This is a genomic window from Brevibacterium ravenspurgense (assembly GCF_001584615.1).
GTDB classification, from domain to species: domain Bacteria; phylum Actinomycetota; class Actinomycetes; order Actinomycetales; family Brevibacteriaceae; genus Brevibacterium; species Brevibacterium ravenspurgense.
In genome coordinates this window covers 598,575-623,733 of the sequence record NZ_LQQC01000010.1, presented here as the reverse complement: position 1 = coordinate 623,733, position 25,159 = coordinate 598,575, and the positions used below count along the sequence as shown (strand labels likewise).

Here is a 25,159-nt window from a genome sequence, read left to right as displayed (position 1 = left end):
AATCCCGCCGGCCCTTTCTTTTGTCGTCAGTGGGCGGCCGTCTCAAACCGACAGCGCGCAGCTGCAGCGACGCTCATTCGTATGATAGCCCCAGGAAGTCTCGCAGCCCGGGCAGTTTGCGGCGACCGACGGACAGCCCGTGCCGGTGTGCCGCCGCCAGCTGCGACAGGTTCCGGGTCGAATTGCCGATCTGCATGATGTCCGGTTCGATGATGAAGGCTCTGCCTTCTGCTTCGAGGTCGAACAGCTGTTCGCGGATGCTGTTGTAGCGTGCCGCCCGGGTTTCCATTGCCGCGGGGACCGCGGGCAGCCGACGGAAGATCTGCCGGGTGCTGTGTTTGAACCGCGCGGGCGATTTCCGGTACCGGCGTTCTTGGGTCAGCACGAATACGCCCCGGTCAAAACCCGCATCGAGCATGGCCGGCAGAGCGATTCCGCCGCCGTCACCAAGAGCACCGTCAACGTAGAGGGTGCCGTCAACGTCTGTGACGGGCATGACGATAGGCATGGTCGATGATGCTCGCACGCGCAGCAGGTAGTCGTCCATCGTGGGGAAGTCAGCACGCCGCCATTCGACGGTCGTGCCGTCTTCGGCATTGAACGCCACAACGGACACTTCTGAGGGGTGCGCGCAGAAGGTGTCCCAGTCAAGCGGCAGGGCCTGATCGGGCAGGGCGGTGTTCTGGTAGATGTATTCGGCGTTGAACAGCCCTTGCCCGCGCGCAAAAGTCTTCAGCGACCCGAACTGCGGGTCGGTGGAGAACTCCACGAAGCTGCGCCTGGCGCGATCGATGTCGCGCGACACCAGGTTTGCCGTCGTCGAAGTGCCCGCGCTGACCCCGAAGGTGTGCGGGAAGTCGATGCCGGCCCGAATGAGTGTGATGGCAATGCCGGCAGAAAAGGCAGCCCGCATGCCTCCGCCCTCAAACACGAGTGCGGTGTCGGTGACGCTCGGCTCGGACTCCGGCTGCCACGGAACAGCTGTCACAGCCGCACCTCACGGACTGGTAGAGCGGCCTCAATCCCGAGGCGCCTGCCGGCTTCCTCTGTCACACCCCGGTTGATCTCTTCTGGGGTGGGGTGGTCGGGCAGCGCTGCAAGATACTGTTCGTGGGCTGCCAGTGAGGCGATGCCCTTCTGCAGAGGTTCGCCGGACACATCGACATAGTGCGTGGGCTTTGTTGCTGCACAGAATAGGGCCCGTTCGACCTTCCAGCGCTTAAGACCCAGGTCCTGGAAGATCCACGGGTTGTCGGCGTCACGAATGGCGTCCATGAGTGCCATACCGCAGGCACGGTGGTCGACGTGGTTGATGCCGAAGCCGACTTCGAGTTCCCACGTCAGTGAGATCGCCATCTGCGGCCGTACTTCGCGGATCTTGCGGACAATGGCCTTGCGCACGCTGTGGTCGGGTTCCAGCAGTCCGTCCGGGAAGCCAAGGATTTCCAGTGACGCAGCTCCGACGATGTCACAGGCCGCCTGCTGTTCTTCCGCGCGAAGGGCTGCGGTCCGGTCTGGTTCGATGGAGGCGATGCCGGCTTCTCCGGCGGTCAGCAGCAGATAGTGAATTTCGATTCCCTCTGCCGCCCACTTGGCAACTGCTGCCGATGCTCCGTACTCCATGTCGTCCGGGTGGGCCACAACCGCGAGCACCCGTTGAACGCCTTCGGTGTCCAGCTTCGCAAGGTCAGTCATACCGCTCACTCTAGCGGCGCCTCGTCAGCACTCGGAAGCGAACACGGCAGCCGAACAAAGAAGCGGGGCGGCAGTTCGATCAGAACTGCCGCCCCGCTCAGGTGAGACGAACTCTGAAGAGGATCACTTCTTCTTGTGGTGCTTCACACCCTCTTCCTTTGTCCAGGTGAGGTAGCCGCCTTCGAAGTTGACGCGCTTGTACTTGCCCCACGTGAACTCTTCCGTTGTGGGGTAGCCGAGCGAGCCGCGTTCAAAGCCCTGCTTGGCCCATTCTTTGCGGATGGCGGAGTCGTACATGAGCTTGCGGGCGCCGATCTTGGGCGACCAGTGGATTGAGCCGTTCTGGAACGCCTGGTAGCAGCCGCCGTCCTTGATGGTGCAGGATTCTTCGCCGGTCGGGTAGCCCAGCGCGCCGCGTTCAAAGGCCTGCGCAGCCCATGCCTTCTGGATGCCGGAGCCGAACCGGGTGAAGTGGGTGCCGGTCTTCGGTGAGTGGTGCACCGCGCCCTTTTCAAAGGCTCGGTACGCGCCGCCGCCGGGCAGACCGCCGTGCTCCTTGCCCGTGGGCTTGCCGGTCTTGGACTTGTTGGCCTCGTGGAACTTCTGGATGGGGCTCTTGGGCTTTTCAGCCGGTGCCGGAGGCTTGCCCTTCTGGAAGCCGATGGCCTTCTTGCGGATGTCACCCAGCTGGCTGTACAGACCGTCGCCGGGGCAGTCGGTGTTGCCGATGTCCCTGTGGCTGGATACGCGCTGCACGGTCATCTTCGCACCCTTGGGGTACTTGCGGGTGGCGCCGCCTGCCGAGGTCAGGGTGACCTTGGAGTCGATCTTCCAGTTCCACTTCGAGGACTGCCAGGCGACGATGCGGGCAACCGAGTTGATTGCTGCCTCAGGCGCCTTCTTCTTGTAGGAGCCGATCACTGAAATGCCGAACGTGCCGCGGTTGACGCTCGATGCGTGGGCACCGATGGCGGCTTTGTCGAGCTTGGGGCGACCCTCGTAGATGTTGCCGTACTTGTCGACGAGCATGTTGTAGCCGATGTCGCACCAGTGACGGCTGCCCTGGTGGTAGGACTGGATACCGCGGAGGATGCCCGGAACCTGCTCCTTGGAGTAGCTGTTCGAGCCTTCCGTGTGGTGGATGATCGTCGCGGTGTTGCGGTTGGTCGTCGAAGTCGAGCAGCGAGCCTTCCGCGCACCCCACTGCTTGCGCGAGAAGTACTTGAAGCCGCCGATGGATGCGGCTTTCTTGGCGTTGAGTTTGCCGCCGGCGATGGGGCCGCTGCCGGCTGCCGAGGTGGAGTCGGCTTCCGGCGCGGACGATGCGGGTTCGTTGAGGTCGGGGGAGGAGAATGTGCCTTCGTCGTTGACGCCGCCGAACATGGTGCGGTCGGCGTCCGTGATCGGGGTGGTCGTGACGGTCACGGTGACGGGTGCGCCCTTGGTGCGCACTTCGATCTTTTCGTTGTAGGCAGCGCTGACGGCTCCCGTGCCGGGGGTGTTGGCCTCGTTCGAGCCGTCGTCGGGGCCTTCGTCAGGGTCGGCCTCGAGTTCCTGCCACATCGACCATTTGAGGCTGTTGGTCACCTTTGAGCGGTACTCGACCTTCGGCTGGGCGTCGCCTGCCCATGTCGCTCCGAAGATGACTACGGTGTTCTCATCGTTTGTGCCGGTGGCGTCGATGAGGGCCGTGCTGTCAGCGTCAACCTTCTGCTTGACGGTGTCGACCTTGGGTTCCTGACCGTCGTTGTCGGTTTCCTGCGGAGCGTTCTTGGCGGTCTCCTGCGGCGCCGGTTCTGCGCTGCTGTCGGCATTGGGTGCCGCGGCAGCGGGCACGGCTACCGCAACGGCCACCCCGAGGGCGCCGAGTGTTGCCGGTAGGTGTCGCATGTGAGTCCTTTACATGGGGAAGACAAAGGTTTTTCTCACTGTACGGTCTGCTGGGCCGTTGCCCGCGTATTGTTTCGGGTGTTTTGCAAAAGAGCCGACGAGGTGTCGCAGATTCGGCTTACGAGGCGCCTGCCCGGGTGAGCTGTGTCTCACGGTTTCGGGGAACTAGGCTGGTTGCATTCCTAAGGAAGGCGAGGCAGTGGAACGAGTTCACGTCAGTGTCCAGCGGACAGCGCAGGGACGTTTCCGAGCGACCAATGCTGCTGGGGTGCAGGTAGAAGTCGGCGCGGGCGAGGATGTCTTCACACCCGTCGAGCTGCTTCTGGCCGCACTCGGTGCGTGCTCATCGATTGATCCGGACACGGTCATCAGTCGGCGCACCGAACCCCGGTCGTTCACCGCTGAGGTTTCCGCTGATTACGTGCGCGAAGACGAAAACTACTTACAGGACGTGCTCATCCAGCTGGCCGTTGAACTCGACGACTCAGCCGATCCACGGCGTGCCGCCCGCACGGTCGAGCGCGCGCTTGCTCACGCTCACGGGAAGACGTGCACCGTGGCCCGCACCCTCGAGCGCAGGACAGAGGTGAGGGCAGAGTCCGAGGTGAGCTTCACCTCGGGCGCGGAAAGCGCGGAAAACTAGGGCAGAAGCAGAAACGGGGCCGCGGAAGATTCCGCGGCCCCGTCTGCGTGCAGTGAGGTCAGTCGAAGTCAGTCGACCGAGATTTCGCCCATGCGGTCCCAGTCGTTGCCTTCGACCTTGCGGGACACGATGAGAGGGGTTTCCTTCAGGTGCGGAGGGAAGTCCTGCTGCATCTTCTTGAAATGGTCCGAATTGACGTGTGCGCCTGCGGCTTCATCATCGGCGAAGCCCTCAACGAGCACGTATTCGTCATCGCGCTCCAGGCTCTTCGACCAGTCAAACCACAGGTTGCCGGGTTCTGCGCGCGTGGCTTCCGTGAATTCGCGGGCAATGTTCGGCCAGTCGGCCACGAACTCATCCTTGACGCGGAACTTGACGACGATGAAGTACATATCCTGTCCTTTCTCTGACATCAGTGAGGTCTGTATCGCAGCCGCTCAGCGCTTGCGCGCGCGTTTGATCTGACGGCCCAAAATGAACATGCGGACCGTGCCGAAGATCCCGGCGATCACAATGCCTGCAATTGCGGCAAGCAGAATCGACACGCCAAGCGGCAGCGTGAACTGCCAGCCGAAGTAGTAGAACTGGGTCGGTTCGTTGTTCTGGATGATGAAGATCAGCAGCAGAACCAGAATGAGGGCGCCGATGATCAGCGACGCCCAAATGCCCGCCGAAAGACCGCCGGAAGACTTAGGTTCCGGCGGTGGGGTCTGGGCTTTTTCCGGTGTGTGTGCCGCTTCGGTCTGCGGTGCGGTGTCGCCTACCTGTTCGACGGTGTCGGGCGAGGTGTACTCGGGAACCGGGTTTTCGCCGGGAACGGTGGGGTAGTCACCGTTGGGCTGCGTCATGGGGACATCCTTTCTCTCTGCCGCCATTCTTTCATTCGCGGACGCTGAGGTCAGCCTTTCGGGGCATCGGATATGTCACTGTGTGTGAAACACCGAGGGCCGGGAGCGGTGTGCTCCCGGCCCTCAGCTGGTATCGATCAGCTCAAATCTCAGCCGAGCTTGTCGATAATTGCGTTGAATGTCTGCGACGGACGCATGAGCTTGGTCAGCGTTTCGTCAGCAGGGTTGTAGTAGCCGTTGAGGTCGACCGGCTGGCCCTGGACAGCCAGCAGCTCTTCGGCGATCACAGCTTCGTTTTCGCGCAGCGCTTCGGCAATGGGGGCCAGTGCCTTGGCGAGTTCGGCATCGTCAGACTGCTTGGCCAGTTCTTCTGCCCAGTACAGGGTCAGGTAGAAGTGGCTGCCGCGGTTGTCGATCTCGCCGACCTTGCGCGAAGGCGAACGGTTCTCATTGAGGAAGGTCTCCGTCGCACGGTCCAGCGTGTCAGCGAGAACGCCGGCACGCTGGTTGTCCTGCGAGTGCAGGAAGTGGCGGAAGGATTCGGCAATCGCGAAGAACTCACCGAGCGAGTCCCAGCGCAGGTGGTTTTCCTGCTGCACCTGCTGGACGTGCTTGGGTGCAGAACCACCAGCACCGGTTTCGAACAGGCCACCGCCGGCGAGCAGCGGAACAACTGAGAGCATCTTCGCCGATGTACCGAGTTCGAGAATCGGGAAGAGGTCGGTGTTGTAGTCACGCAGCACGTTGCCGGTCACCGAAATGGTGTCCTGGCCCTTGCGGATGCGGGCCAGCGAGTGCTTGGCAGCCTCGACCGGGCTCATGATCTGGATGTCCAGACCCGAAGTGTCATGGTCCTTGAGGTAGGTGTTGACCTTCTCGATGAGGTTGCGGTCGTGCGCGCGCTTCTCATCCAGCCAGAACACAGCCGGGGTGTCCGACAGGCGAGCACGGGTAACAGCGAGCTTGACCCAGTCACGGATCGGAATGTCCTTGGTCTGGCACGCGCGCCAGATGTCACCGGTCTGCACTTCGTGGGACATGAGGACGTCGCCCGCGGAGTTGACGACCTCAACCGTGCCGGGACGGTCAAGGATGAACGTCTTGTCGTGGCTGCCGTACTCTTCGGCCTTCTGCGCCATGAGGCCCACGTTGGGCACGGTGCCCATCGTGGCGGGGTCGAGGGTGCCGTTTTCCTTGCAGTCCTCAATGGTGGCCTGGAATACACCGGCGTAGCTGGAGTCGGGGATGACTGCCAGGGTGTCGTGCTGGCCGTCGTCAGCACCCCACATCTTGCCGCCGTCGCGGATCATCGCGGGCATGGAGGCGTCCACGATGACATCCGAGGGCACGTGCAGGTTGGTGATGCCGCGCGAAGAATCGACCATGGCAAGTGCCGGGCCGTTTTCGAAGCCGGCGTCGATTTCTGCCTTCACGCCCTTTGCGACCTCGGGGTCGAGGTTGTCAAGACCGTTGAGCAGGGCTGCCAGACCGTAGTCCGGGGTGAGGCCAGCGGCGGTGAGTTCTTCGCCGTACTTTTCGTAGACCGACGGGAAGAAAGCGCGGACGACGTGACCGAACAGTTCGGGGTCCGACACCTTCATCATGGTGGCCTTGAGGTGGACGGAGAACAGAACGCCGTCCTTCTTGGCCTGAGCGATCTGCTCCTTGAGGAACTTCTCAAGGGCACGGACGTTCATGAACGTCGAGTCGATGACTTCGTCCTTGAGCACCTTGAGGCCGTCCTTGAGGACGGTGGTTTCGCCGTCTTCACCGCGCAGGCGGATCTGCAGGGTGTCGTCGGATTCCATGACGACGGACTTTTCGTTCGAACGGAAGTCGTCAGCGGACATGGTGGCCACGCGGGTGCCGGAGTCCTTCGTCCATTCGCCCATCCGGTGCGGGTGGGCCTTCGCGAAGTTCTTGACTGCCTGCGGGGCGCGACGGTCGGAGTTGCCTTCGCGCAGAACCGGGTTGACAGCCGAACCGAGGGCGCGGCCGTAGCGTTCGCGGATGTCGCGCTCTTCGTCGGTCTTCGGCTCTTCCGGGAATTCCGGAAGGTCGTAGCCCTGGCCCTGCAGTTCGGCAATGGCAGCCTTCAGCTGCGGAACGGATGCCGAAATGTTGGGCAGCTTGATGATGTTGGCTTCGGGCTTCTTGGCCAGTTCGCCGAGCTCAGCCAGGGAGTCAGGGTGCTGCTGGTCTTCGGGGAGGACATCGCCAAACTGCGCCAGGATTCGACCGGCAAGTGAGATGTCGCGCGTTTCGACCTCGACACCGGCGGTGTGCGCGAAGGCTTCAACGATCGGCTTGAGCGAATACGTTGCAAGCAGAGGCGCTTCGTCGGTGCGGGTGTAGATGATCTTTGCCATTAAAGGGATCACTCCAACTCGCTTCGGGATTGTCGAAGTCATTCTATCGACTCGGAGTGCCAGGCACCGGCCGCCCTCGCGACAGCCGGGTGCAGGCGTCGGTGCCGGTATCCTGTTTCCGGTCGCGTAGGAAGGACCGACAGGGTGGCCAAACTGTATTTCCGGCACGGAGCGATGAACTCCGGCAAGTCGACAGCTCTGCTGCAGGCTGCGTTCAACTATGAAGAGCGCGGACAGCGGATCCTGCTTGCCAAGCCGTACGTCGACACGAAGGGTGCGGACAAGATCATTTCGCGTCTGGGAGTTTCGCGCACCGTCGACATCCTCGTGCGCGAAGACGATGATGTTGAAACCGTTTTCCGCGAAGCCGCTGAATACGCCGACCCGTCCGCGCTCATCACCCACGTCGACCAGCCGGTGCAGCCGGTCGCCTGCCTTTTGGTGGACGAAGCCCAGTTCCTCACACCCACCCAGATTGAGGGACTCATGCGGATCGCGGTGGGCCAGAACGTGCCGGTGATGTGCTACGGCCTGCGCACCGACTTCCGAACGCAGGCGTTCCCCGGATCGCGCAGACTGCTGGAGATCGCCCACACCCTCGAAGAGCTCAAAACCATCTGCCGCTGCGGTAAGAAAGCCATGTTCAACGGCCGCAAAGCCGACGGTGACTTCGTGTTCGCCGGTTCACAGGTGGCAATCGAAGGGGCAGACGTCACCTATGAGTCCTTGTGTCCGCAGTGCTATCTCGAAAAGTCGGGCGGGTCGTTCGGCTGAGCACACCCGCCCGGCAGGAAGAAAAACCGGCCACTCACCGTTGGAGTTGATATGACGAAACTCGCCTATTCCGTTCTCAACCCCGAAGCGACTGACCTTCCCACGCTTATCTTCGGTCCGCCCCTGGGTACGCACGCGTCTGTGTGGGCTTCTGTTGCGGCCCGCCTGGCAGATGACTTCCGGGTGGTTTTGACGGAACTTCCCGGACACGGCGCCGATGCCGGACGGGACTTCTCGGCTGACGAGCCCATCACGGTTGCCTCCATGGCCCGAGGTGTCGTCCAGATTGCCGATGAACTCGGGGCGGAGACCTTCGGCTACGCCGGCTGTTCTATCTCCGGTGGGGTGGCACAGGAGCTCGCCCTCAACCACTCCGATCGGGTGCGCGCAGCAGCACCCGTGGCAACAGCGGCCAAGTTCGGCGAACCCCAGGATTGGCACGACAGGATCGCCGGGGTGCGCGAAGACGGCATTGCTCCGGCAGTGCCGGACACGCTCGACCTGTGGTTTGCCGCCGGTTTCCTCAGTGAGGACATTGCCGCAGGCCACATTGCCGCCCACCAGCTGCTGACAACACCTGAAGAGGCCTACATCGCCTGCTGCGAAGCGCTCGCCGACTACGACCTTTCCGAGCGCACCGCCGACATTGCGGTGCCCACCCTGTGGATTTCTGCCGCCCAGGACGTCGTCAACACACCGGAGTCCATGCAGCAGCTGGCCGAAACAGCACAGAACGGCACGCACGTCACCATCCCGGATGCCGCTCACGTCTTCATGATCGAACACCCCGAACTCGCAGCCGATCACCTAGGTGAGTTCTTCCGAAACCACCTGTGAGGAACCCATGACACAGCTCTTCAGCCCCATGACCCTGCGGGGACTGACCGTGCGCAACCGCGTGTGGCTGCCTCCCATGTGCCAGTACTCTTGCGAAAACCGCGACGGCGTGCCCGGCCAGTGGCACCTGACGCACCTCGGGGCTCGCGCAGCCGGCGGATTCGGGCTGATCATCACGGAAGCCTCCGCCGTTGTTCCCGAAGGTCGGATCTCACCGCAGGACGCCGGCATCTGGAACGACGAACAAGCCCAGGCGTGGAAACCGATTGTCGACTTCGCCCGCGCCCAGGGCGCTGCCATCGGCATTCAGCTTGCACACGCCGGTCGGAAGGCGAGTACGCACCGTCCGTTCCCCGGCGAAGAAAAGGGGACGGTGTCCAAGGAAGCCGGAGGTTGGCCGACACTCGGGCCCAGCAGCCTCGCCTACCCGGGGCTTGCCGAACCGGCGGCTATGAGTGTCGAAGAGATCAGGGACGTCGTCGAAGCATTCGGCGCGGCCGCAGCTAGGGCTGTTACGGCAGGATTCGACACCGTCGAAATCCACGGCGCACACGGCTACCTCATCCACTCCTTCCTCAGCCCGCTGTCGAATAACCGCGACGACGAATACCGCTCAGGCACCGGCAGGTGGAAACTGCTGCGCGACATCCTTGCCGCAGTGCGCTCGAAGGTGCCGGACGACTTCCCAGTGCTCGTGCGCATCTCCGCCGACGAATGGGCAGAGGGCGGCTTCGGCATTGACGAAGCAGTCGAACTGTCCCGAGTTCTGCATGAAGAGGGCTGCGACCTCGTCGACGTGTCCGGGGGAGGGAACACCCCTGCTGACATTCCCGTGGGACCGGGCTATCAGACCGGTTTCGCACAAAGGATCCGCGAGGCAGGCGTGCCGACGGCAGCAGTCGGCCTCATCACCGACCCCGTGCAGGCACAGACCATTCTCACTACGGGGCAGGCAGACGCGGTCCTCATCGGGCGGGCAGCCCTGCGCGAACCGTCGTGGCCACTGCGAGCCGCCCACGAACTCGGCCTCAATCCTCGCGAGATTCCGTACCCTCCGCAGTACGTCCGTGGCCGCTGGTGAGCTCCAAGCCCGCCACACCGATCACCACAAGAACCAGACTCGCGATTTTGAGCAGGGGGAAAGGCTCACCGGCAGCGGCCGCCCACACAGCGGTCGTTGCCGCGCCGATCCCCGTCCACATGGCGTAGGCAGTGCCCATCGGGATGATCCGCATCGCCATGCGCAGACCCGTAAGCGACACGAAAAGACCCACGTAGAACAGCAGAATCCAGCCGATGCTGCCCAGCCCGCTGCTCAGAGCGTGCGCCCAGAGGGACTCACAGGCCCCCGAAATCAGCAGAACAATCCACGCACCCGTGCGGGTGGTCGGCGCTAAGCGATTCACGAGAACACCCCCAGGCCCACGATTCCGGCAATGAGGACGAAAACAAAGGACAGCCGCAGAAGGGTGAGCCGCTCACGGCCCCGCAGCGCCGAATAGGCAATAGCTGCGACAGCCCCGACACCAACCCACGCGGCATAGCCCGCACCGACTGGGATCACGGTCAGGCCCAGGTACAGTCCGCCCATCGACACAATCGTGCCGATGCTGAACACAATGATCCGCTTGCGCATCGACCAGGAAGACTCACCCAGAGCGGCAGCCCACATGGCCTCAAACGCGCCGGAAATCAACAGCACCGTCCACGCGACAGCAGAAGACTCGAACACGGCACCCTCTCTGTGATGGACTGGGAGCAGACAACAACACTATCGGCCCGCGCGCCGATGCGTCAGGGAGGCTGACATGACTGAGAACACGATCAACACCCCGGCCCTCGAGATCCGCTGGATCGCGGTCTCGGACATGGAGAACAACGTCTACCTTGTGACCCACCGCGACAGCGGGGCGCGACTGCTCGTCGACGCGGCAGACGACTGGTCGGCCATCAAACAGTTCATCGGCGATGCTCCCGTTGAACGCGTTCTGACAACCCACCGCCACTGGGATCACGTTCGGGCTCTGGCGGATGCGCTCGCGGACACCGGCGCTGTGTCTGCGGCGGGGGAGTACGACGCCGATGCCATCGAAGAAGAGTCCGGTGCTGTCATCACTGAGCGTCTGAAGCACGGAGAGACCATCACCGTCGGCGACGTTGCCATCGAGATCGTCCACCTTCGCGGACACACGCCCGGCTCGATTGCGCTCATCATCCGCGACGGGGATGACACCGTGCTGATCTCCGGAGACTCGCTGTTCCCCGGCGGCCCCGGCAAAACCTGGTCCGCTGAGGACTTCACAAGCCTCATGGCCGACCTGCGCACGCGGATCTTCGACGTTCTTCCCGACAGCACCGTCGTGCTGCCGGGCCACGGTGCGCACACCACGATCGGCACCGAAAGGCCGCACCTGGACGAATGGCAGGAGCGCGGCTGGTGAACACTGCCCGGAAACACCGGGCGCGGACTTATAATTGTCGGTTGGGCCCACGCAGTGTGCCCGGATCTTCTAAGAAGAAAGTGGATTGATGGCAGCTGAGACATCACGCAAAAACAACCTCCGCAACGTAGCGATCGTGGCGCACGTCGACCACGGAAAGACCACGCTGGTCAACGCGATGCTCAAACAGGGCGGCGCGTTCGGCGATCACGGCGAGGTCCAGGACCGCGTGATGGACTCCGGTGACCTGGAACGTGAAAAGGGCATCACGATCCTGGCGAAGAACACCTCGATCATCTACAACGGCCCGTCGGCACCCGGTGAGCCCGTCACCATCAACGTCATCGACACCCCCGGCCACGCCGACTTCGGCGGCGAGGTCGAGCGCGGCCTGTCGATGGTCGACGGAGTTGTGCTCCTCGTTGACGCCTCGGAAGGTCCGCTGCCGCAGACCCGCTTCGTGCTCCGCAAGGCACTCGCCGCGAAACTCCCCGTGATCCTGCTGATCAACAAGACCGACCGCGCGGATGCCCGCATCGACGGTGTTGTCGAAGAAGCTCAGGACCTCCTGCTGGGACTGGCAAGCGACCTTTCGGAAGAAGACCCCGACATCGACGTAGACGCGGTTCTCGACGTGCCCACCATCTTCGCGTCGGCACGCGCGGGCATCGCTTCGGCAGAACAGCCCGCTGACGGCGAAGTTCCCGACGGCACCGACCTCGAACCGCTGTTCGCGGCCATCATGGAGAACATCCCTGCCCCGACCGTCACGGACGACGGCGTGCTGCAGGCACACGTCACGAATCTCGACGCCTCGCCCTTCCTGGGCCGTCTGGCACTCGTGAAGATCTACGGCGGCGTGCTGCGCAAGGGAGCACAGGTCGGCTGGATCAACAAGGAAGGCGACCTCAAGCAGGTCAAAATCACTGAACTGCTCGAAACCCGCGGCCTGGAGCGCGTGCCGGTTGAAGAAGGTGGGGCCGGCGACATCTTCGCAATCGCGGGCATCCCGGACGTCATGATCGGCGACACCATCACCGACCTCGACGACCCGCGCCCCCTGCCGCCCATCCACATCGACGACCCGGCGATCTCCATGACCGTCGGCACCAACACCTCGCCCATGGCCGGCCGCGAAAAGAACACCAAGGTCACCGCGCGCATGGTCAAGGACCGCCTCGACCAGGAACTGGTCGGCAACGTCAGCCTCAAGGTGCTGCCCACGGAACGTCCCGACGCGTGGGAGGTTCAGGGCCGAGGTGAACTCGCCCTGGCCGTGCTCGTTGAGCAGATGCGCCGCGAAGGCTTCGAACTGACCGTCGGCAAACCGCAGGTCGTCACTAAGACGATCGACGGCACCCTGCACGAACCCTTTGAAATGCTCACGGTCGATGTGCCGGAGGAGTACCTGGGCGGAGTCACCCAGCTGATGGCCAGCCGCAAGGGCCAGATGGAATCCATGTCGAACCACGGAACCGGCTGGGTCCGCATCGAGTTCCGTGTTCCGGCGCGCGGCCTCATCGGCTTCCGCACGCGATTCCTCACGGAAACCCACGGGGCCGGTATCGCGAACTCCATCAGTGCCGGCTACGCGCCGTGGGCCGGCGAAATCGAGTTCCGCAACACCGGTTCGCTCGTTGCAGACCGTGCCGGTGCTGCCACCCCGTACGCCATGATCGCCCTGCAGGAGCGCGGTTCGTTCATAGTCGAGCCCACCTCGGAGGTTTACGAGGGTCAGATCGTCGGCGAAAACAGCCGCAACGAAGACATGGACGTCAACATCACCAAGGAAAAGAAGCTGACGAACATGCGCGCGGCCAGCGCCGACAGCTTCGAACACCTGGCGCCCTCGCGCAAACTCACACTCGAAGAGTCTCTCGAGTTCGCCGCTGAAGACGAATGCGTCGAAGTGACCCCGGGCGCTATTCGCCTGCGCAAGGTCATCCTCGACCAGGCTGAGCGCCGCAAGGCCGCCAACGCCCGCAAACGCAGGAACTCCTGATGTCCGGAGTCCTGTTCGTCCACGCCCACCCGGACGACGAATCGATCCTCACCGGCGGCACCATCGCCAGACTGCGCGAAGCCCAGGTGCCCGTCACGATCCTCACCGCGACCCGCGGTGAGGGCGGTGAGGTGATCGGTCCGCTGAAAGACACCCTGGAAGGCCACCGCGACGCGCTGGCCGCCCGCCGGGAGGGCGAACTCGCCGAGGCCATGAAAGCCCTCGGTGTGGACGACTGGGCGTTTCTCGGCACACCCGCCGGCGGTGCCGGCACGCTGCCGGAGCGCCGCTTTGAGGACTCCGGCATGGAATGGGGACCTGACGGCCACGCGCAGGTTCCCGCCGACACCCCGGCCGAATCACTGTGTGCCGCAAAACTCGATGACGTTGCCGCCTATATTGCCGCCGTCATTGAGGACCGCCGACCCCGCCTCGTGGTGACCTATCCGGCCGGCGGGGGATACGGGCACCCCGACCACGTGCGGGTGCACGAGGCAACACTGCGCGCAGTGTCGAGGCTCAAGCGCAAACACCGGCCGCGCGTCATCTACGTCGACACACCCCAGGAGGCCGTCGACCAGATGTTCAACGTGGACCTTCCGGGCTTTGCCCTCACCGGCTTCGAACCAGCCCAGAAAGTGCCCACGATTCCGGCTGAAGCCCCCGTCGTTCTCAGCCAGGACATCAGCGCCCACCGCGGGCACAAAGCCCGGGCTATGGCGGCTCACGCCACCCAGCTGCAGGTTGCCGGTGACTTCTATGCGCTGTCGAACAACATCGGCACCGTGCTGCTGGACACCGAATACTTCACATCACCCGATGGCCACAAGGGTGCGGACATCCTCGAGTTCCTCGAAGAACCTGATCGTCCAGAGCCGCCCTCGGCGGTGGCGATGGTGTTCTCGAGTGTTTTCCTCGGGCTGCTCGCGGGTGTGCTCGGCACCTTCCAGCACCTGGGAGCATCGCTTTTCAACCTTGCAGGGCAGGCTGTCATCGTGCCGTGGGGACTGCTTTTGGCGCTGGCCCTTGCCGGATGTGTGCTGTGGTACGTCGCCGAGGCCAACCGTTCGACGGCGGCAGTTGTGCTCTGTGCGGTCACGATGAGCCTGGTGTCGTTCATCGGCTCTCAGCCCGGCCTGCTGCCCGGCGGAGGTGTTCTGGTCACCGGAACCCTGCGGTCCGTGGCCTGGCTGTTCGGGCCCATGATCATTGCCGCTGTCCTGTCGTTCACGCTGCCGTGTCTGCGCGCAAACCGAAAGCACTGATATGTCAAAAGCTCTGTGGGGAACCCTGACGGCCGTTGCCGTTGTTCTCATCGGCTATGCGGCCCTGGCCTTTTGGACGGGTCGGTCTGTTCCGGCCGGAACTCATGTTGCCGGCATCGACATCGGGTCGATGAGCCGGGACGAGGCCGTGAAGGCTCTCGATGAGGGGCTTGCGGAAAGGGCCCAGGAGCCGGTTGCGCTGAGTGCGGACGAGGATTCGGAAGCTGAATTTTCTCCTGACGATGTGTCGCTGGGCTTTTCGGCCGAAGACACCGTGGATGAGTTCATCGGCCCGCGGTTCAACCCGGTCGACATTTTCCGCGCGCTGTCCGGCAGTGAGCACGACAAACCGCTGGCACTCGAATACGACCAATCAGCACTTGATACCGCGGCGAAGTCTCTTGCCGAGGACTTGAGCGTGGAGCCGAAGAACGCCGAACTGGCTTTCTCTGGTGAAAAGCCAGAAGTCACGGAAGGCGCAGACGGCCGTGAAGTCACTGCCGACAGCATTGTCGAGGCCATCGAAACTCAGTGGCCCGCACAGAACGGCAAACCCCTGAGCGCTAAGGCTGAGACCGTCGAACCGGACATCACGGATACCGAAGCGCAGAAGGCGAAAACCGAGATCGCAGAACCGGCTGTCGCATCGCCTGTGACCCTGAAGTCGACGGGCGAAAAGTCCGGCGAAAGCCTCAAACTCTCACCCAAGGCGATTGCGAAGGCAGCTTCTTTCACGCCGCGCGATTCTGAACTTGCCCTCGAGCTCGACGGCAAGGCTTTGAAGACCTCGCTGTTCAAAGAGAACAAGGGCGTGGGCGAAAAAGCGCAGAACGCCAGCTTTGAATTCTCTGATGGGAAACTGTCGGTTGTGCCGTCCAAGGACGGGATCTCGGCGAAAGACGCTGACGTGGCGAAGGCCGTCGATGCCGCGCTGAAAGCAGAGAACCGCACGGCTGAACTGGCGTTGACCACGGAGAAAGCATCGTTTACGACTGACGATGCGAAAAACATGAAGATGGAGACGATGGGCAAGTTCTCCACCCCGTATTCGTCTCAGGCCGGCCGTGACACCAACCTCAAGGTCGCATCCGCCAAGGTTGACGGCACCGTTGTCCAACCGGGTGAACAGTTCAGCCTGAACAAAGCACTCGGACAGCGCACCGCCGCCAACGGCTATCGCAAAGCCGGTGTGATCTCCGGCGGAGAAATGAAAGAAGACTACGGCGGCGGTGTTTCGCAGGTGTCAACAACGCTGTTCAACGCCGCGTTCTTCTCCGGTATGCAGCTGGACGAGCACAAGGCTCACTCACGCTATATTTCGCGCTACCCGGAGGGCCGCGAATCCACCCTTGACTGGCATTCGATTGACATGGCCTTCACCAACACCTCGGACAAACCGGTTGTTCTGCACATGTCAGTGTCCGGCGGCAAGGTCAATGCGGAGATCAAGGGCGAGAAGACTCTCGAAGTCGAAGCCGGCGCCTCGGGCCGCTTTGCCCACACGAGCCCGGCAACCGTGAAGAAATCCGGACCAAGCTGCAAGCCGCAGTCTCCTCGGGGCGGATGGTCGATCACCATTTACCGCACCATGAAGAACATTGAGACCGGCAAAGTGACCAAGGACCAGTTCACGACCGTCTACAGCCCGGTCAACAGGATCGTCTGCGACTAAGCCCCCGCGGGCTGCTCAGTGTTGCCGCCGGCAGCGGCCTCCTGGACGGCGAACCAGAAGCGGTGGTGCTCCTTAAAGCCCAATCCGGCCAGGAGTGCTGTTGCCTCTTCGTTTGCTGCGAGAACATCGCAGCCGATCGAGCGAATGCCCTGAACTGAGGCCAAGCGGGCGGCGGCCTGCACGAGAGCCTTCCCGGCACCTCGGCGGCGCAGCTGGGGATTGACAACCAGATTGTCCAACCAGCCCCACTTGCTGGCGATAGCCAGCCGGACAACGCCCACGAGCGATTTCGACCCGTCCGGGTGCACTGCAACGGCTGAGAGAAAAATCACCTGCGGTGCACTGTACAGGAGCGCGCGCATGTCCTCAGTGTCGTCATGCCCCCACGCGGCCAAGTGCACAGAGTGAGCCTGATCGGACTGCACGATCTCCAGGCCCTGCGGCGGCTGTGCGGCACCCCCGACGTCGCGGGCTGGAGCGGTCATCGTGAGCCACGTGTCGCTGGGCGAAAACCCCGCCGGTCGCAGCAGCCCGGACACCTGGGCCGAGGCGGAGTCGAGTTCTCCTTCTGCCTCACCCGAAAAGATCTGCAGGGCCGGGGGAAGGCCCCGATCTATGTACCACTTCTCGACTGCTCCGAGTGCCTCTTCCGCGGGGACCTGCGGGTCGGTGAGCACAAGAGCGGAGTTCGCGCGAGCACCGGCCCCGGGGGCGGCGCGCAGGAGCCAGCCGGACTCAACAGAGGAGATCGCGCCCTCATCCGAGGTGAGCTCTTCGGCAACCGCGTCCCGGTTGAGCCACACGCTTTCGCCCGGCAGCCACACCTGCGCTGAAATGCGGCGCAGATCCGCAGCTGACACGGTTGAATGGACAGGCCCGGGTCGTTGAGGTGCCGGCGGGATTTCATGTGCGAGCTCAATGGAGGCCCGCTCGATCCGCACGGGACCGCGCTTGGAGTCAACTGTCACGGAGTCGGCATCGGCTGCGAGAACGTGGCCGAGAGCGTCTGTCAGCTGCCCGCCGTCGCTGTAGCGGACGACGACCCGCATTCCCGGCTGCGGCTCAAACACTCCTGTGACCTCCGAGGTGTATCCAGACCATGAACGTCACCACCTTAGCGGGGGAGTACCCTTGGAACAGACGAATGCCGCCGGGAGCGTGTCACTCCACGCTCAGCAGAAGGAGTCCCAGTGACCTACATCATTGCCCAGCCCTGCGTCGACCTCAAAGACCTCGCCTGCGTTGACGAATGTCCCGTCGACTGCATCTACGAAGGCGAGCGGATGCTCTACATCCACCCCGACGAATGCGTGGACTGCGGCGCCTGCGAACCTGTCTGCCCGGTTGAGGCCATCTACTACGAAGACGACGTCCCCGAAGAGTGGGCCGAGTACTACACGGCCAACGTCGACTTCTTCAACGACCTCGGTTCGCCCGGAGGAGCCGCCGGTGTCGGCAAGGTCGACTATGACCACCCGATCGTTGCAGCGTTGCCCAAGCAGGAACACGACGAGTGACCTACGAACGCTACGGCCTTCACCTGGAGGCCTACCCGTGGGATCGGCTGGCCGCCGTACGGCAGACCGCCGAAGCTCACCCCGATGGGGTTGTCGACATCTCAATTGGCACACCCATCGATCCCACACCGGAACTCATACAGGAAGCCCTGCGGGCGGCATCAGATGCCCCGGGCTATCCCACAACTGACGGCACGGCGCAGCTGCGCGAAGCAATTGCGGGCTGGTCACAGCGGGTTCGTGGAATCGAGCTTGATGCCGCCAGCGAAATCCTGCCGACGGTCGGGTCGAAAGAGTTCGTCGCATCCCTGCCGAGCCTGCTGGGGCTCGCTCAGCTGGGACTGCGCGTGGCATGCCCGTCGCAGGCATACCCCACATATGAAATCGGTGCGCGCCTTGCCGGTGTTGAATGTGTGCGCATCAATGCAGCAGACATTGCTGCGGGAGCATCGCTGGAAGGTGTGGGCCTCCTGTGGCTCAATTCGCCGGGCAATCCCACAGGCCGCGTAGATTCGGCTGAAGAGCTTCGGGCTGTCATCGCAGAAGCGCGTCGCTGCGGCACCGTGGTCGCCGGCGACGAATGCTACGCAGCTCTCAACTGGACCGAGGACCGCCCAACCCCGTCGGTGCTCGACACTGAGGTCGTCGGCGATGACTATTCCGGCGTGCTGAGCGTCTATTCGCTGTCGAAGCAGTCTAACCTCGCCGGCTATCGCGCATCATTCGTCACGGGCGACCGCGTGCTCATCCGGGAACTGACCACCACCCGCAAACACCAGGGAATGATCGTTCCCGCACCCGTGCAGGCGGCGATGATCGCCGCGCTGAATGACGACGCGCACTGGCAGCGGCAGCGCGACATCTACCGGCGTCGTCGCGAGCTTCTGCGGCCGGCAGTCGAACAAGCGGGCCTGCGCATCGACCATTCGGAAGCGGGCCTGTACCTGTGGGCAACCCGGGGCGAAGACTGCATGGCAACACTCGAATGGCTGGCAGGGCTGGGCATCATGGCAGGCCCCGGCTTCATCTACGGACCCGAGGGTCAGCAGCACGTCCGGCTGGCACTGACAGCACCGGACGAAAGGATCCGCGCGGCGGCTGAGAGGCTGCGCGGAAGCTCAGCTACCACACGTTGAGTGAACTCTCAGTGATTTACTGTTTTTTCTACAATTAGGTAATCTTCTTCATGTCTCTGAACCACAGCGGAACAGAGCGTGCGAAGTTCGAACAGAGGAGAATCAATGGCGGCAGACGGCTTCCTGCGGGTAGATGACCATGAACTCGAACTCGAAGGCGTCGAATCAACAGCCGGTACTGAGGGGCTGAACATCAGCAAGCTCCTGGCTGAAACCGACCGCGTCACCTTCGACCCCGGCTTTGGCAACACCGCCTCGTCGACCTCCGCCATCACCTTCATCGACGGTGACGAAGGCATCCTGCGCTACCGCGGGTACGCCATCGAAGACCTCGCCGAGAACGCATCCTTCGTCGAAGTCGCCTACCTCCTCATCAAGGGCGAACTGCCCACCGCCGAACAGCTGAAGTCGTTCGAGGAGCGCATCGCCCAGCACGTCGAAGTCCCGCAGGGCATCTACGACCTCGTCGCCGCAATGCCGGAAGACGCCCACCCCATGTCGATCCTCTCGACCGCCGTTTCGGCGCTGGGCACCTTCAACCAGGACACCATCGACGTCTACGACGACGCACAGATGGAAGAAGCCGCCGTTCGCCTGCTCGGCGCCATGCCCGTCTTGACGGCCCTGGCCCACCGCCGCCGCTTCGGCGTCGACTCGGTCCTGCGCCCCGAACCGCAGTACGGCCTGGTCGGCAACTTCTTCCGCAGCAACTTCGGTGTAAGCGGTGAAGAATACGCATCCAGCGAGAACGTCCGCAAGGCACTCGACCTTCTGTTCATCCTGCACGCAGACCACGAACAGAACTGCTCGACATCGTCGGTTCGCCTGGTCGGCTCGTCCGAAGCAAACCTCTACCAGTCGGTTGTAGCCGGCATCAACGCTCTGGCAGGCCCTCTGCACGGCGGCGCGAACTCCGCGGTGCTCGAAATGCTCGAAGAGATTTCGCAGTCCGATGACGGCGCTGAAAGCTACATGGAGCGGGTCAAGAACAAGGAGCGCGGTGTACGCCTCATGGGCTTCGGCCACCGCGTGTACAAGAACTACGACCCGCGCGCTGCCATCATCAAGCAGACCGCCCACGACATCATCGAAGAGCAGGGCGGCAACGACGACCTCCTGGACCTTGCTACAGCTCTGGAAAAGGTTGCGCTTGACGACGACTACTTCGTCAGCCGCAAGCTGTACCCGAACGTCGACTTCTACACGGGTCTGATCTACAAAGCGCTCGGATTCCCCACCGACATGTTCACGGTGATCTTCGCCATGGGGCGTCTGCCCGGCTGGATTGCCCAGTGGATTGAAATGCGCGGCGACGACACCACCCGCATCGGCCGTCCGCGCCAGATCTACACCGGCGAAAAGCTTCGCACCTACCCGTCAAACTAACGGCTGGGTGAAGGCGGGGTGAGGCACTGTGCCCGCCCCGTCTTTTTCGTGAAAGGACACAATGACCAGCTCAGACATCCCGAACGACGAATTCTTCTACACGAAGGGCTCACTGCACCTGAGCAGCCAGCACGTGCCCGAAACCACGGCCGACCAGCGACTGTTGGACAACCGCCCTGACTCTGGCTGGGTGCACGAAGACCCGTGGCGGACCATGCGGATCCACGCGGAGTTCATTGAGGGCTTCAGTTCGCTGGCGGGTCTGCCGACGGCAGTGTCGATCTTCGGTTCGGCCCGTCTGAACGAAGGCACGGAAGAGTACGCCCTGGCTGAAGAGCTCGGTCGCAGGCTCGTGGACGAGGGATACGCGGTTGTCACCGGCGGTGGGCCCGGTGTCATGGAGGGCGGCAGCAAGGGTGCAGCGGAAGCCGAAGGAACCTCGGTGGGCCTGGGCATCGAACTGCCGTTTGAATCGGGGCTCAACCCCTATGTGGGCATCGGCATCAACTTCCGCTACTTCTTCGTGCGCAAGACGATGTTCATGAAGTACTCCTCGGCCGCGATTGTGCTGCCCGGCGGCTTCGGTACTCTTGATGAGCTGTTTGAGGCTCTCACACTGGTGCAGACACGCAAGAAGAACCGCTATCCGGTGGTTCTCATGGGAACGGACTTCTGGTCGGGGCTCGTTGCTTGGATCACCACAACACTCGTCGACAAGGGAACGATTTCTCCCGGCGATGTCGATCTGTTCCATCTGACGGATTCGGTGGATGAGGCAATTGCCTTCATTCAGGAGTCTGCCGACCAGCCGATTCCCACCGGTCGTTTCCGTCCGTGACGTTCAGAATTCGCGGGGTTGAGGCCGGACCCCTGCAGCCGGTCATCATGGCTGTCATCAACCGGTCGACGGACTCGTTCTACACGTCTGCGGCAACCGTGGACGATGCACTCTGCTCTGCCGAGGAGGCGGTCCGGGAAGGTGCGCGGATCCTCGACATCGGGGGAGTGAGGGCCGGGCGCGGACCGGCTGTGTCGGCAGACGAAGAAATCGCTTTGGTCGCGCCGGTCATCTCGGCTTTGGCCAAGGAGTACCCGGACGTGCTCATCTCCTGCGACACCTACCGCGCACCGGTGGCTCGCGCTGCTGCCGAGGCCGGTGCCGGGCTCATCAACGACACGTGGGCGGGTGCGGATCCTGATGTCGCACACGCCGCCGCCGAGGCGGAGGTCGGCCTGGTCTGCTCCCACACCGGGGGCCTGACTCCCCGGACGGACGCTCATCGCAACCGGTTGGGCCTGTCCTCTGCAGATGTCATGCCGGCCGTCATGGCGGGGCTTGAGCGGCTGCGTGTACGTGCCCTCGAGGCGGGTGTTGACGAACGAGCCATCATTCTCGACCCCACACCCGATTTTGGGAAGAACACGTACCAGTCGGCCGCTGTTATGCGGGACCTGGGCATGCTCACCGCAGGTGAGAGCGCCGTGATGCTCGCGATTTCGCGCAAGGACTTTGTGGGAGAGCTCGTCGGTTCACAAGGACCGGATGACCGGCTTGCCGCCACTATTGCGGCCACGGCGCTTGCAGTCGATGCGGGTGCCGCCATTATCCGCACGCATGACACGGCTGAAACACGTCAGGCGATTGACGTGGTTGTCGGCATACGCGGCCTCAAACCGCCTGTCAGCGCACAGCGAGGACTGCGCTGAAAGCGTGTGAGAGCATAGACGCATGGCCTGGATGATCCTTGGAGTGTGCGCGGCGCTGATCGTGTTCGCGGCCGTTGCAGCCGGAGCTTTCGGCATCTTCGATTCCGGCATGAGCGAACCCGAACCCGTTCTGCCGCCGAAGGACGCATCCGTTGCTGATATCGCCCGGATGCGGTTCTCACCAGCCTTCGGCGGGTACCGCAGGGACCAGGTTGATCAGGCCATTGACATCCTCACTGCGCGCATAGAAGAGCTTGAAGAAGAAGCCGGTGTCAGCACCGAAAAGTGAAGCCGTGCAGGAGTACCCCGAAGCCTTCTCTGCCCGGAGTCTGACCGCGTCTCTTCTTCGCCTGCCGGTATGGGCGCAGGCCACTGTTGTCTATGCGGTCAGCCGCGTGGTGACACTGCTGCTGTTCAGCATTGTTCTGCGCTTCCAAGCGCCCACGTTCTGGTCGGACAACAAACCTCCGACCTTCTTTGAGTTTCTGGGCTTCTGGGATGCCGATTGGTACCGCCGAATAGCTGACGAGGGCTACCCCCGCGTTCTTCCGCTGACCGACAGCGGGGATGTTGCACAGAACCAGTGGGCGTTCTACCCGCTGCACCCCACGATTGTCGGCTGGCTGCGCGATATGACGGGCATTGACTATAAGGTGCTCTCACCCATCGTGTCGCACATCTTCGCCCTGGCAGCGGCTATTGCGATCCTGTACCTGTTCCGGCGGCACGCAGATCCTGCACGAGCTCTTGCCGGCACCGCGCTCGTGTTCTTCTTTCCCGCAGCAGCGGTTTTCTCGACCGGCTATTCGGAAGCCACCGGCATCTTCTTCCTCGCACTTTCCCTGCTGTGCGTGGACTCTCGCCGCTATCTTCTTGCCATCCCAGCAGTTCTCCTCATGGACCTCGCCAGGCCCATTGGAGTGGCGTTTTCGTTCTTCATGCTCATTCACCTGCTCGACCGGATCCGGCGCAGGCAGACAGAGCCGTATCCGCTGTTGGAAGTCCTGGCATCGTGGGCTTTAGGTGTGCTGTCGTGCTTCTTCGCCGTACTGCAGCCGCTGGGAGCATGGATGCTCACAGGACAATTCGACGCTTACCGGAAGACCGAAGCCGCGTGGACGGGCCACACGGAGGTCTTCACCCAGTGGCTCACGGCCTCGACGCGCTATCTGGGCTGGTGGGGGCCGATTGCCCTCGCTGTTCTCATACTGCTGTTCGTGTGGGGAACGCTCGGTCCGACGGGTGAGCTGATCGGCAGGACGCAGAAGCAGTTCCTTTTCGGCTACGCCGTGTACCTGCTCTTGTTCTTCACACCGCAGACTTCAACCCTGCGGCTTCTGCTGCCGATGTTCGGCCTGGCAATGGTGCAGGCGCGCAGTCGCTCCCGCACGGCTCTGGCTTCGGCGCTTATCGGGTTTACGGTTTTGCAGCTTCTGTGGATATCACTGCTGTGGCGTCTGGTGCCGCCCACGGGCTTCCCGCCGTGATATGACGAAGAAGGTCTCGTTATGTGCGAAACCCGAGAAAGTGTTGGATAATAGCTGATAACTGTGTTCGGCGAAAGGATTAAGAATGGCAGCTCAGAAGCCTCGCACCGGTGATGGCCCTCTCGAAGTGACGAAAGAGGGACGCGGCTATGTCCTTCGCCTGCCCGTTGAAGGCGGCGGCCGTCTGGTTATCGAAATCAGCCAGGACGAAGCTCAGGACCTCAAGGATGTCCTGGCCGGAGCGCTCGAAGGCTGACCGGCGTTTCGCAGATCCCGTTCTCCCACTGGGAGAACGGGATTTTTCTTTGGCCGATCAGCGGCGTACTGCCAGCAGTCCCGCATCGATCGGCAGGAGCACACGGTTGGGGGAGTCCTGCAGATCAGCAAGAACCCGACGCAGGGCGGTGGAACTCGCATCGCGAGCCGCGGGGTCTGCGACGGTCCCCGAACCCAGGGCGTCATTGACCACCAGCAGTCCGCCGGTGCGCACCTTCGTCAGGGCCTGCGGCACGATGTCGGGGAAACCAGCCGGGTCAGTGTCGACGAACACGAAGTCGTAGCCTTCCGGTGAGAGCCGGCTGAGGACCGATTCGGCAAAGCCCTGGATGAACCGGGTTCGGTGGGCGCGGAAACCTGCGACCTCAGCGAGTTCAGCAGCCACTGACTGGCGTTCGCGATCAATGTCAACACTCGTGAGCATGCCGCCGGGGCCCAATCCTGCGAGTATCGCCAGTGTTGACGCTCCCGTGCCGGTGCCCAGCTCAACGACGTTCTTTGCACCGGTCAGCTGTACGAGCATGGTCAGAAGCCTGGCGGATGTCGCGCCCAACGGGGCGCTCTGATAGTCCGCCGCAATTGTGCGTGCCGCTTCTTCTGCGGCTGTCGCGGTGTTGAACCGAGAAGCATAGTGGCTGTCAGCCGCCCAGTTTCTGGACAAGCGCTCCTCCTGTTCTGCGTGTGCTCCCGTCGGGCCTGATGACCCTGGTGGGATAAGCATAGTCACAGGCCCCGGCGTGTGCCGACCTCGGCTGAAGCCGGAGGGCGCCACGGCTTAGAATGGTGTGCATGTTCGGGATCAACGGCACTGAGTTCATCATCATCATGCTTGTTGTTCTCATTGTCGTAGGCCCGCAGCGCATGCCGGAATATGCCGCGCAGCTGCGTGATTTCGTCAAAACCATGCGCAAGCAGGTCGTCAGTCTGCGCGACAGCGTGCAGGACGAAATGGGTGACGACTTCAAAGACGTCGACTGGCAGAAATTCGATCCGCGCCAGTACGACCCGCGCAGGATTGTGCGTGAGGCCCTCATGGAAGACGACGAACCCGAACCGGCTGATGATCGCCCGCTGGAGCCTATGCGCCTGTCACCCCTGCAGAGGTACTCAGAACAGGCTGGCCAGCGCGACACATCGAAACCGGCGCCGTTTGACGACGAAGCCACGTAAGCGCCGTCCCAATGCTGTGAAATCGAAAAGAGGGGCGTGCGAGG

27 protein-coding genes are annotated in these 25,159 nt (G+C 62.8%); 17 read left to right on the top strand and 10 right to left on the bottom strand.

The window, feature by feature from the left end:
- Positions 1–73 precede the first annotated feature (73 nt).
- The 3 genes from Bravens_RS07375 to Bravens_RS07365 all read right to left on the bottom strand — a co-directional run bounded on the left by Bravens_RS07375 (position 74) and on the right by Bravens_RS07365 (position 3,585).
- Complete coding sequence (locus tag Bravens_RS07375; RefSeq protein WP_082784729.1) at positions 74–988, bottom strand: patatin-like phospholipase family protein; 915 nt, start codon at positions 986–988, stop codon at positions 74–76.
- Positions 985–1,695: a PIG-L deacetylase family protein gene (locus Bravens_RS07370; protein ID WP_062021875.1), complete on the bottom strand. Its 711-nt coding sequence runs from the start codon at positions 1,693–1,695 to the stop codon at positions 985–987. Before Bravens_RS07370 ends, Bravens_RS07375 begins: the two co-directional genes overlap by 4 nt.
- Positions 1,696–1,818: 123 nt before the next feature.
- The gene (locus Bravens_RS07365; RefSeq protein WP_062021872.1) at positions 1,819–3,585 is read right to left on the bottom strand and encodes an N-acetylmuramoyl-L-alanine amidase; all 1,767 of its coding nucleotides are present in this window, start codon (positions 3,583–3,585) and stop codon (positions 1,819–1,821) included.
- Positions 3,586–3,784: 199 nt separating this feature from the next.
- Here Bravens_RS07365 and Bravens_RS07360 point away from each other — a divergent pair, with 199 nt between their 5' ends.
- Positions 3,785–4,228, top strand: coding sequence for an OsmC family protein (locus Bravens_RS07360; RefSeq protein WP_062021869.1), 444 nt, complete (start codon positions 3,785–3,787; stop codon positions 4,226–4,228).
- A gap of 68 nt (positions 4,229–4,296) precedes the next feature.
- On the opposite strand, the gene Bravens_RS07355 is transcribed toward Bravens_RS07360, so the two are convergent.
- From Bravens_RS07355 to Bravens_RS07345, 3 genes are all read right to left on the bottom strand, one after another.
- Positions 4,297–4,620, bottom strand: a complete 324-nt coding sequence (locus Bravens_RS07355; protein WP_019175512.1) for a putative quinol monooxygenase — start codon at positions 4,618–4,620, stop codon at positions 4,297–4,299.
- Between the two features lie 45 nt (positions 4,621–4,665).
- Positions 4,666–5,076, bottom strand: coding sequence for a LapA family protein (locus Bravens_RS07350; protein ID WP_061942416.1), 411 nt, complete (start codon positions 5,074–5,076; stop codon positions 4,666–4,668).
- A gap of 149 nt (positions 5,077–5,225) precedes the next feature.
- The gene (locus tag Bravens_RS07345) at positions 5,226–7,445 is read right to left on the bottom strand and encodes an NADP-dependent isocitrate dehydrogenase (RefSeq protein WP_062021866.1); all 2,220 of its coding nucleotides are present in this window, start codon (positions 7,443–7,445) and stop codon (positions 5,226–5,228) included.
- 144 nt (positions 7,446–7,589) lie between these two features.
- Here Bravens_RS07345 and Bravens_RS07340 point away from each other — a divergent pair, with 144 nt between their 5' ends.
- Genes Bravens_RS07340 through Bravens_RS07330 form a run of 3 tightly spaced genes read left to right on the top strand, consistent with a single transcriptional unit; the run spans position 7,590 to position 10,137 of the window.
- A complete protein-coding gene (locus Bravens_RS07340; protein WP_019175509.1) occupies positions 7,590–8,219 on the top strand; it encodes a thymidine kinase in 630 nt (209 codons plus the stop codon).
- 51 nt (positions 8,220–8,270) lie between these two features.
- On the top strand, positions 8,271–9,056 hold the full coding sequence (locus Bravens_RS07335) for an alpha/beta fold hydrolase (RefSeq protein ID WP_062021863.1): 786 nt from the start codon (positions 8,271–8,273) through the stop codon (positions 9,054–9,056).
- A 7-nt stretch (positions 9,057–9,063) separates the two neighbouring features.
- Entirely contained in the window at positions 9,064–10,137 is a 1,074-nt protein-coding gene (locus Bravens_RS07330) for an NADH:flavin oxidoreductase/NADH oxidase (protein WP_062021860.1), read from the top strand.
- Here the strand turns inward: Bravens_RS07330 and Bravens_RS07325 are convergent.
- On the bottom strand, positions 10,085–10,462 hold the full coding sequence (locus Bravens_RS07325) for a DMT family transporter (RefSeq protein WP_062021856.1): 378 nt from the start codon (positions 10,460–10,462) through the stop codon (positions 10,085–10,087). The two genes, Bravens_RS07330 and Bravens_RS07325, sit on opposite strands and share 53 nt — an antisense overlap.
- A complete protein-coding gene (locus Bravens_RS07320) occupies positions 10,459–10,788 on the bottom strand; it encodes a DMT family transporter (protein WP_062021853.1) in 330 nt (109 codons plus the stop codon). Before Bravens_RS07320 ends, Bravens_RS07325 begins: the two co-directional genes overlap by 4 nt.
- Before the next feature lie 76 nt (positions 10,789–10,864).
- Between Bravens_RS07320 and Bravens_RS07315 the strand changes: the two genes are divergently transcribed.
- The 4 genes from Bravens_RS07315 to Bravens_RS07300 all read left to right on the top strand — a co-directional run bounded on the left by Bravens_RS07315 (position 10,865) and on the right by Bravens_RS07300 (position 16,436).
- A complete protein-coding gene (locus Bravens_RS07315; protein WP_062021850.1) occupies positions 10,865–11,497 on the top strand; it encodes an MBL fold metallo-hydrolase in 633 nt (210 codons plus the stop codon).
- 88 nt (positions 11,498–11,585) lie between these two features.
- Positions 11,586–13,499 (top strand): translational GTPase TypA, encoded by a 1,914-nt coding sequence (typA, locus tag Bravens_RS07310; protein WP_062021848.1) that lies wholly within the window; start codon positions 11,586–11,588, stop codon positions 13,497–13,499.
- A complete protein-coding gene (locus tag Bravens_RS07305) occupies positions 13,499–14,764 on the top strand; it encodes a PIG-L family deacetylase (protein WP_062021845.1) in 1,266 nt (421 codons plus the stop codon). Before typA ends, Bravens_RS07305 begins: the two co-directional genes overlap by 1 nt.
- 1 nt (position 14,765) lies before the next feature.
- On the top strand, positions 14,766–16,436 hold the full coding sequence (locus Bravens_RS07300; protein WP_062021842.1) for a VanW family protein: 1,671 nt from the start codon (positions 14,766–14,768) through the stop codon (positions 16,434–16,436).
- Here the strand turns inward: Bravens_RS07300 and Bravens_RS07295 are convergent.
- Positions 16,433–17,506 carry a GNAT family N-acetyltransferase gene (locus Bravens_RS07295; RefSeq protein WP_157452718.1) on the bottom strand — a complete coding sequence of 358 codons (1,074 nt, stop codon included), beginning with the start codon at positions 17,504–17,506 and terminating at the stop codon, positions 16,433–16,435. The genes Bravens_RS07300 and Bravens_RS07295 overlap by 4 nt on opposite strands.
- A gap of 120 nt (positions 17,507–17,626) precedes the next feature.
- Here Bravens_RS07295 and fdxA point away from each other — a divergent pair, with 120 nt between their 5' ends.
- From fdxA to Bravens_RS10440, 8 genes are all read left to right on the top strand, one after another.
- Complete coding sequence (gene fdxA / locus Bravens_RS07290; RefSeq protein WP_062021835.1) at positions 17,627–17,953, top strand: ferredoxin; 327 nt, start codon at positions 17,627–17,629, stop codon at positions 17,951–17,953.
- The gene (gene dapC, locus Bravens_RS07285) at positions 17,950–19,089 is read left to right on the top strand and encodes a succinyldiaminopimelate transaminase (protein WP_062021832.1); all 1,140 of its coding nucleotides are present in this window, start codon (positions 17,950–17,952) and stop codon (positions 19,087–19,089) included. Before fdxA ends, dapC begins: the two co-directional genes overlap by 4 nt.
- Positions 19,090–19,194: 105 nt before the next feature.
- The gene (locus tag Bravens_RS07280; protein ID WP_019175497.1) at positions 19,195–20,475 is read left to right on the top strand and encodes a citrate synthase; all 1,281 of its coding nucleotides are present in this window, start codon (positions 19,195–19,197) and stop codon (positions 20,473–20,475) included.
- Positions 20,476–20,536: 61 nt separating this feature from the next.
- The gene (locus Bravens_RS07275; protein WP_062021828.1) at positions 20,537–21,313 is read left to right on the top strand and encodes an LOG family protein; all 777 of its coding nucleotides are present in this window, start codon (positions 20,537–20,539) and stop codon (positions 21,311–21,313) included.
- Positions 21,310–22,182, top strand: a complete 873-nt coding sequence (gene folP, locus Bravens_RS07270) for a dihydropteroate synthase (protein WP_062021825.1) — start codon at positions 21,310–21,312, stop codon at positions 22,180–22,182. The genes Bravens_RS07275 and folP overlap by 4 nt, the downstream gene beginning before the upstream one ends.
- Before the next feature lie 22 nt (positions 22,183–22,204).
- Positions 22,205–22,471, top strand: a complete 267-nt coding sequence (locus tag Bravens_RS07265) for a DivIVA domain-containing protein (protein WP_019175494.1) — start codon at positions 22,205–22,207, stop codon at positions 22,469–22,471.
- Positions 22,452–23,669, top strand: coding sequence for a hypothetical protein (locus Bravens_RS07260; protein WP_062021822.1), 1,218 nt, complete (start codon positions 22,452–22,454; stop codon positions 23,667–23,669). Before Bravens_RS07265 ends, Bravens_RS07260 begins: the two co-directional genes overlap by 20 nt.
- An 85-nt stretch (positions 23,670–23,754) precedes the next feature.
- A complete protein-coding gene (locus Bravens_RS10440; protein ID WP_019175492.1) occupies positions 23,755–23,925 on the top strand; it encodes a DUF3117 domain-containing protein in 171 nt (56 codons plus the stop codon).
- 57 nt (positions 23,926–23,982) lie between these two features.
- Here the strand turns inward: Bravens_RS10440 and Bravens_RS07255 are convergent, their stop codons facing one another.
- The gene (locus Bravens_RS07255) at positions 23,983–24,606 is read right to left on the bottom strand and encodes an O-methyltransferase (RefSeq protein ID WP_019175491.1); all 624 of its coding nucleotides are present in this window, start codon (positions 24,604–24,606) and stop codon (positions 23,983–23,985) included.
- A 128-nt stretch (positions 24,607–24,734) separates the two neighbouring features.
- Here Bravens_RS07255 and Bravens_RS07250 point away from each other — a divergent pair, with 128 nt between their 5' ends.
- Positions 24,735–25,115 (top strand): twin-arginine translocase TatA/TatE family subunit, encoded by a 381-nt coding sequence (locus Bravens_RS07250; RefSeq protein WP_061942451.1) that lies wholly within the window; start codon positions 24,735–24,737, stop codon positions 25,113–25,115.
- Positions 25,116–25,159 lie beyond the last annotated feature (44 nt).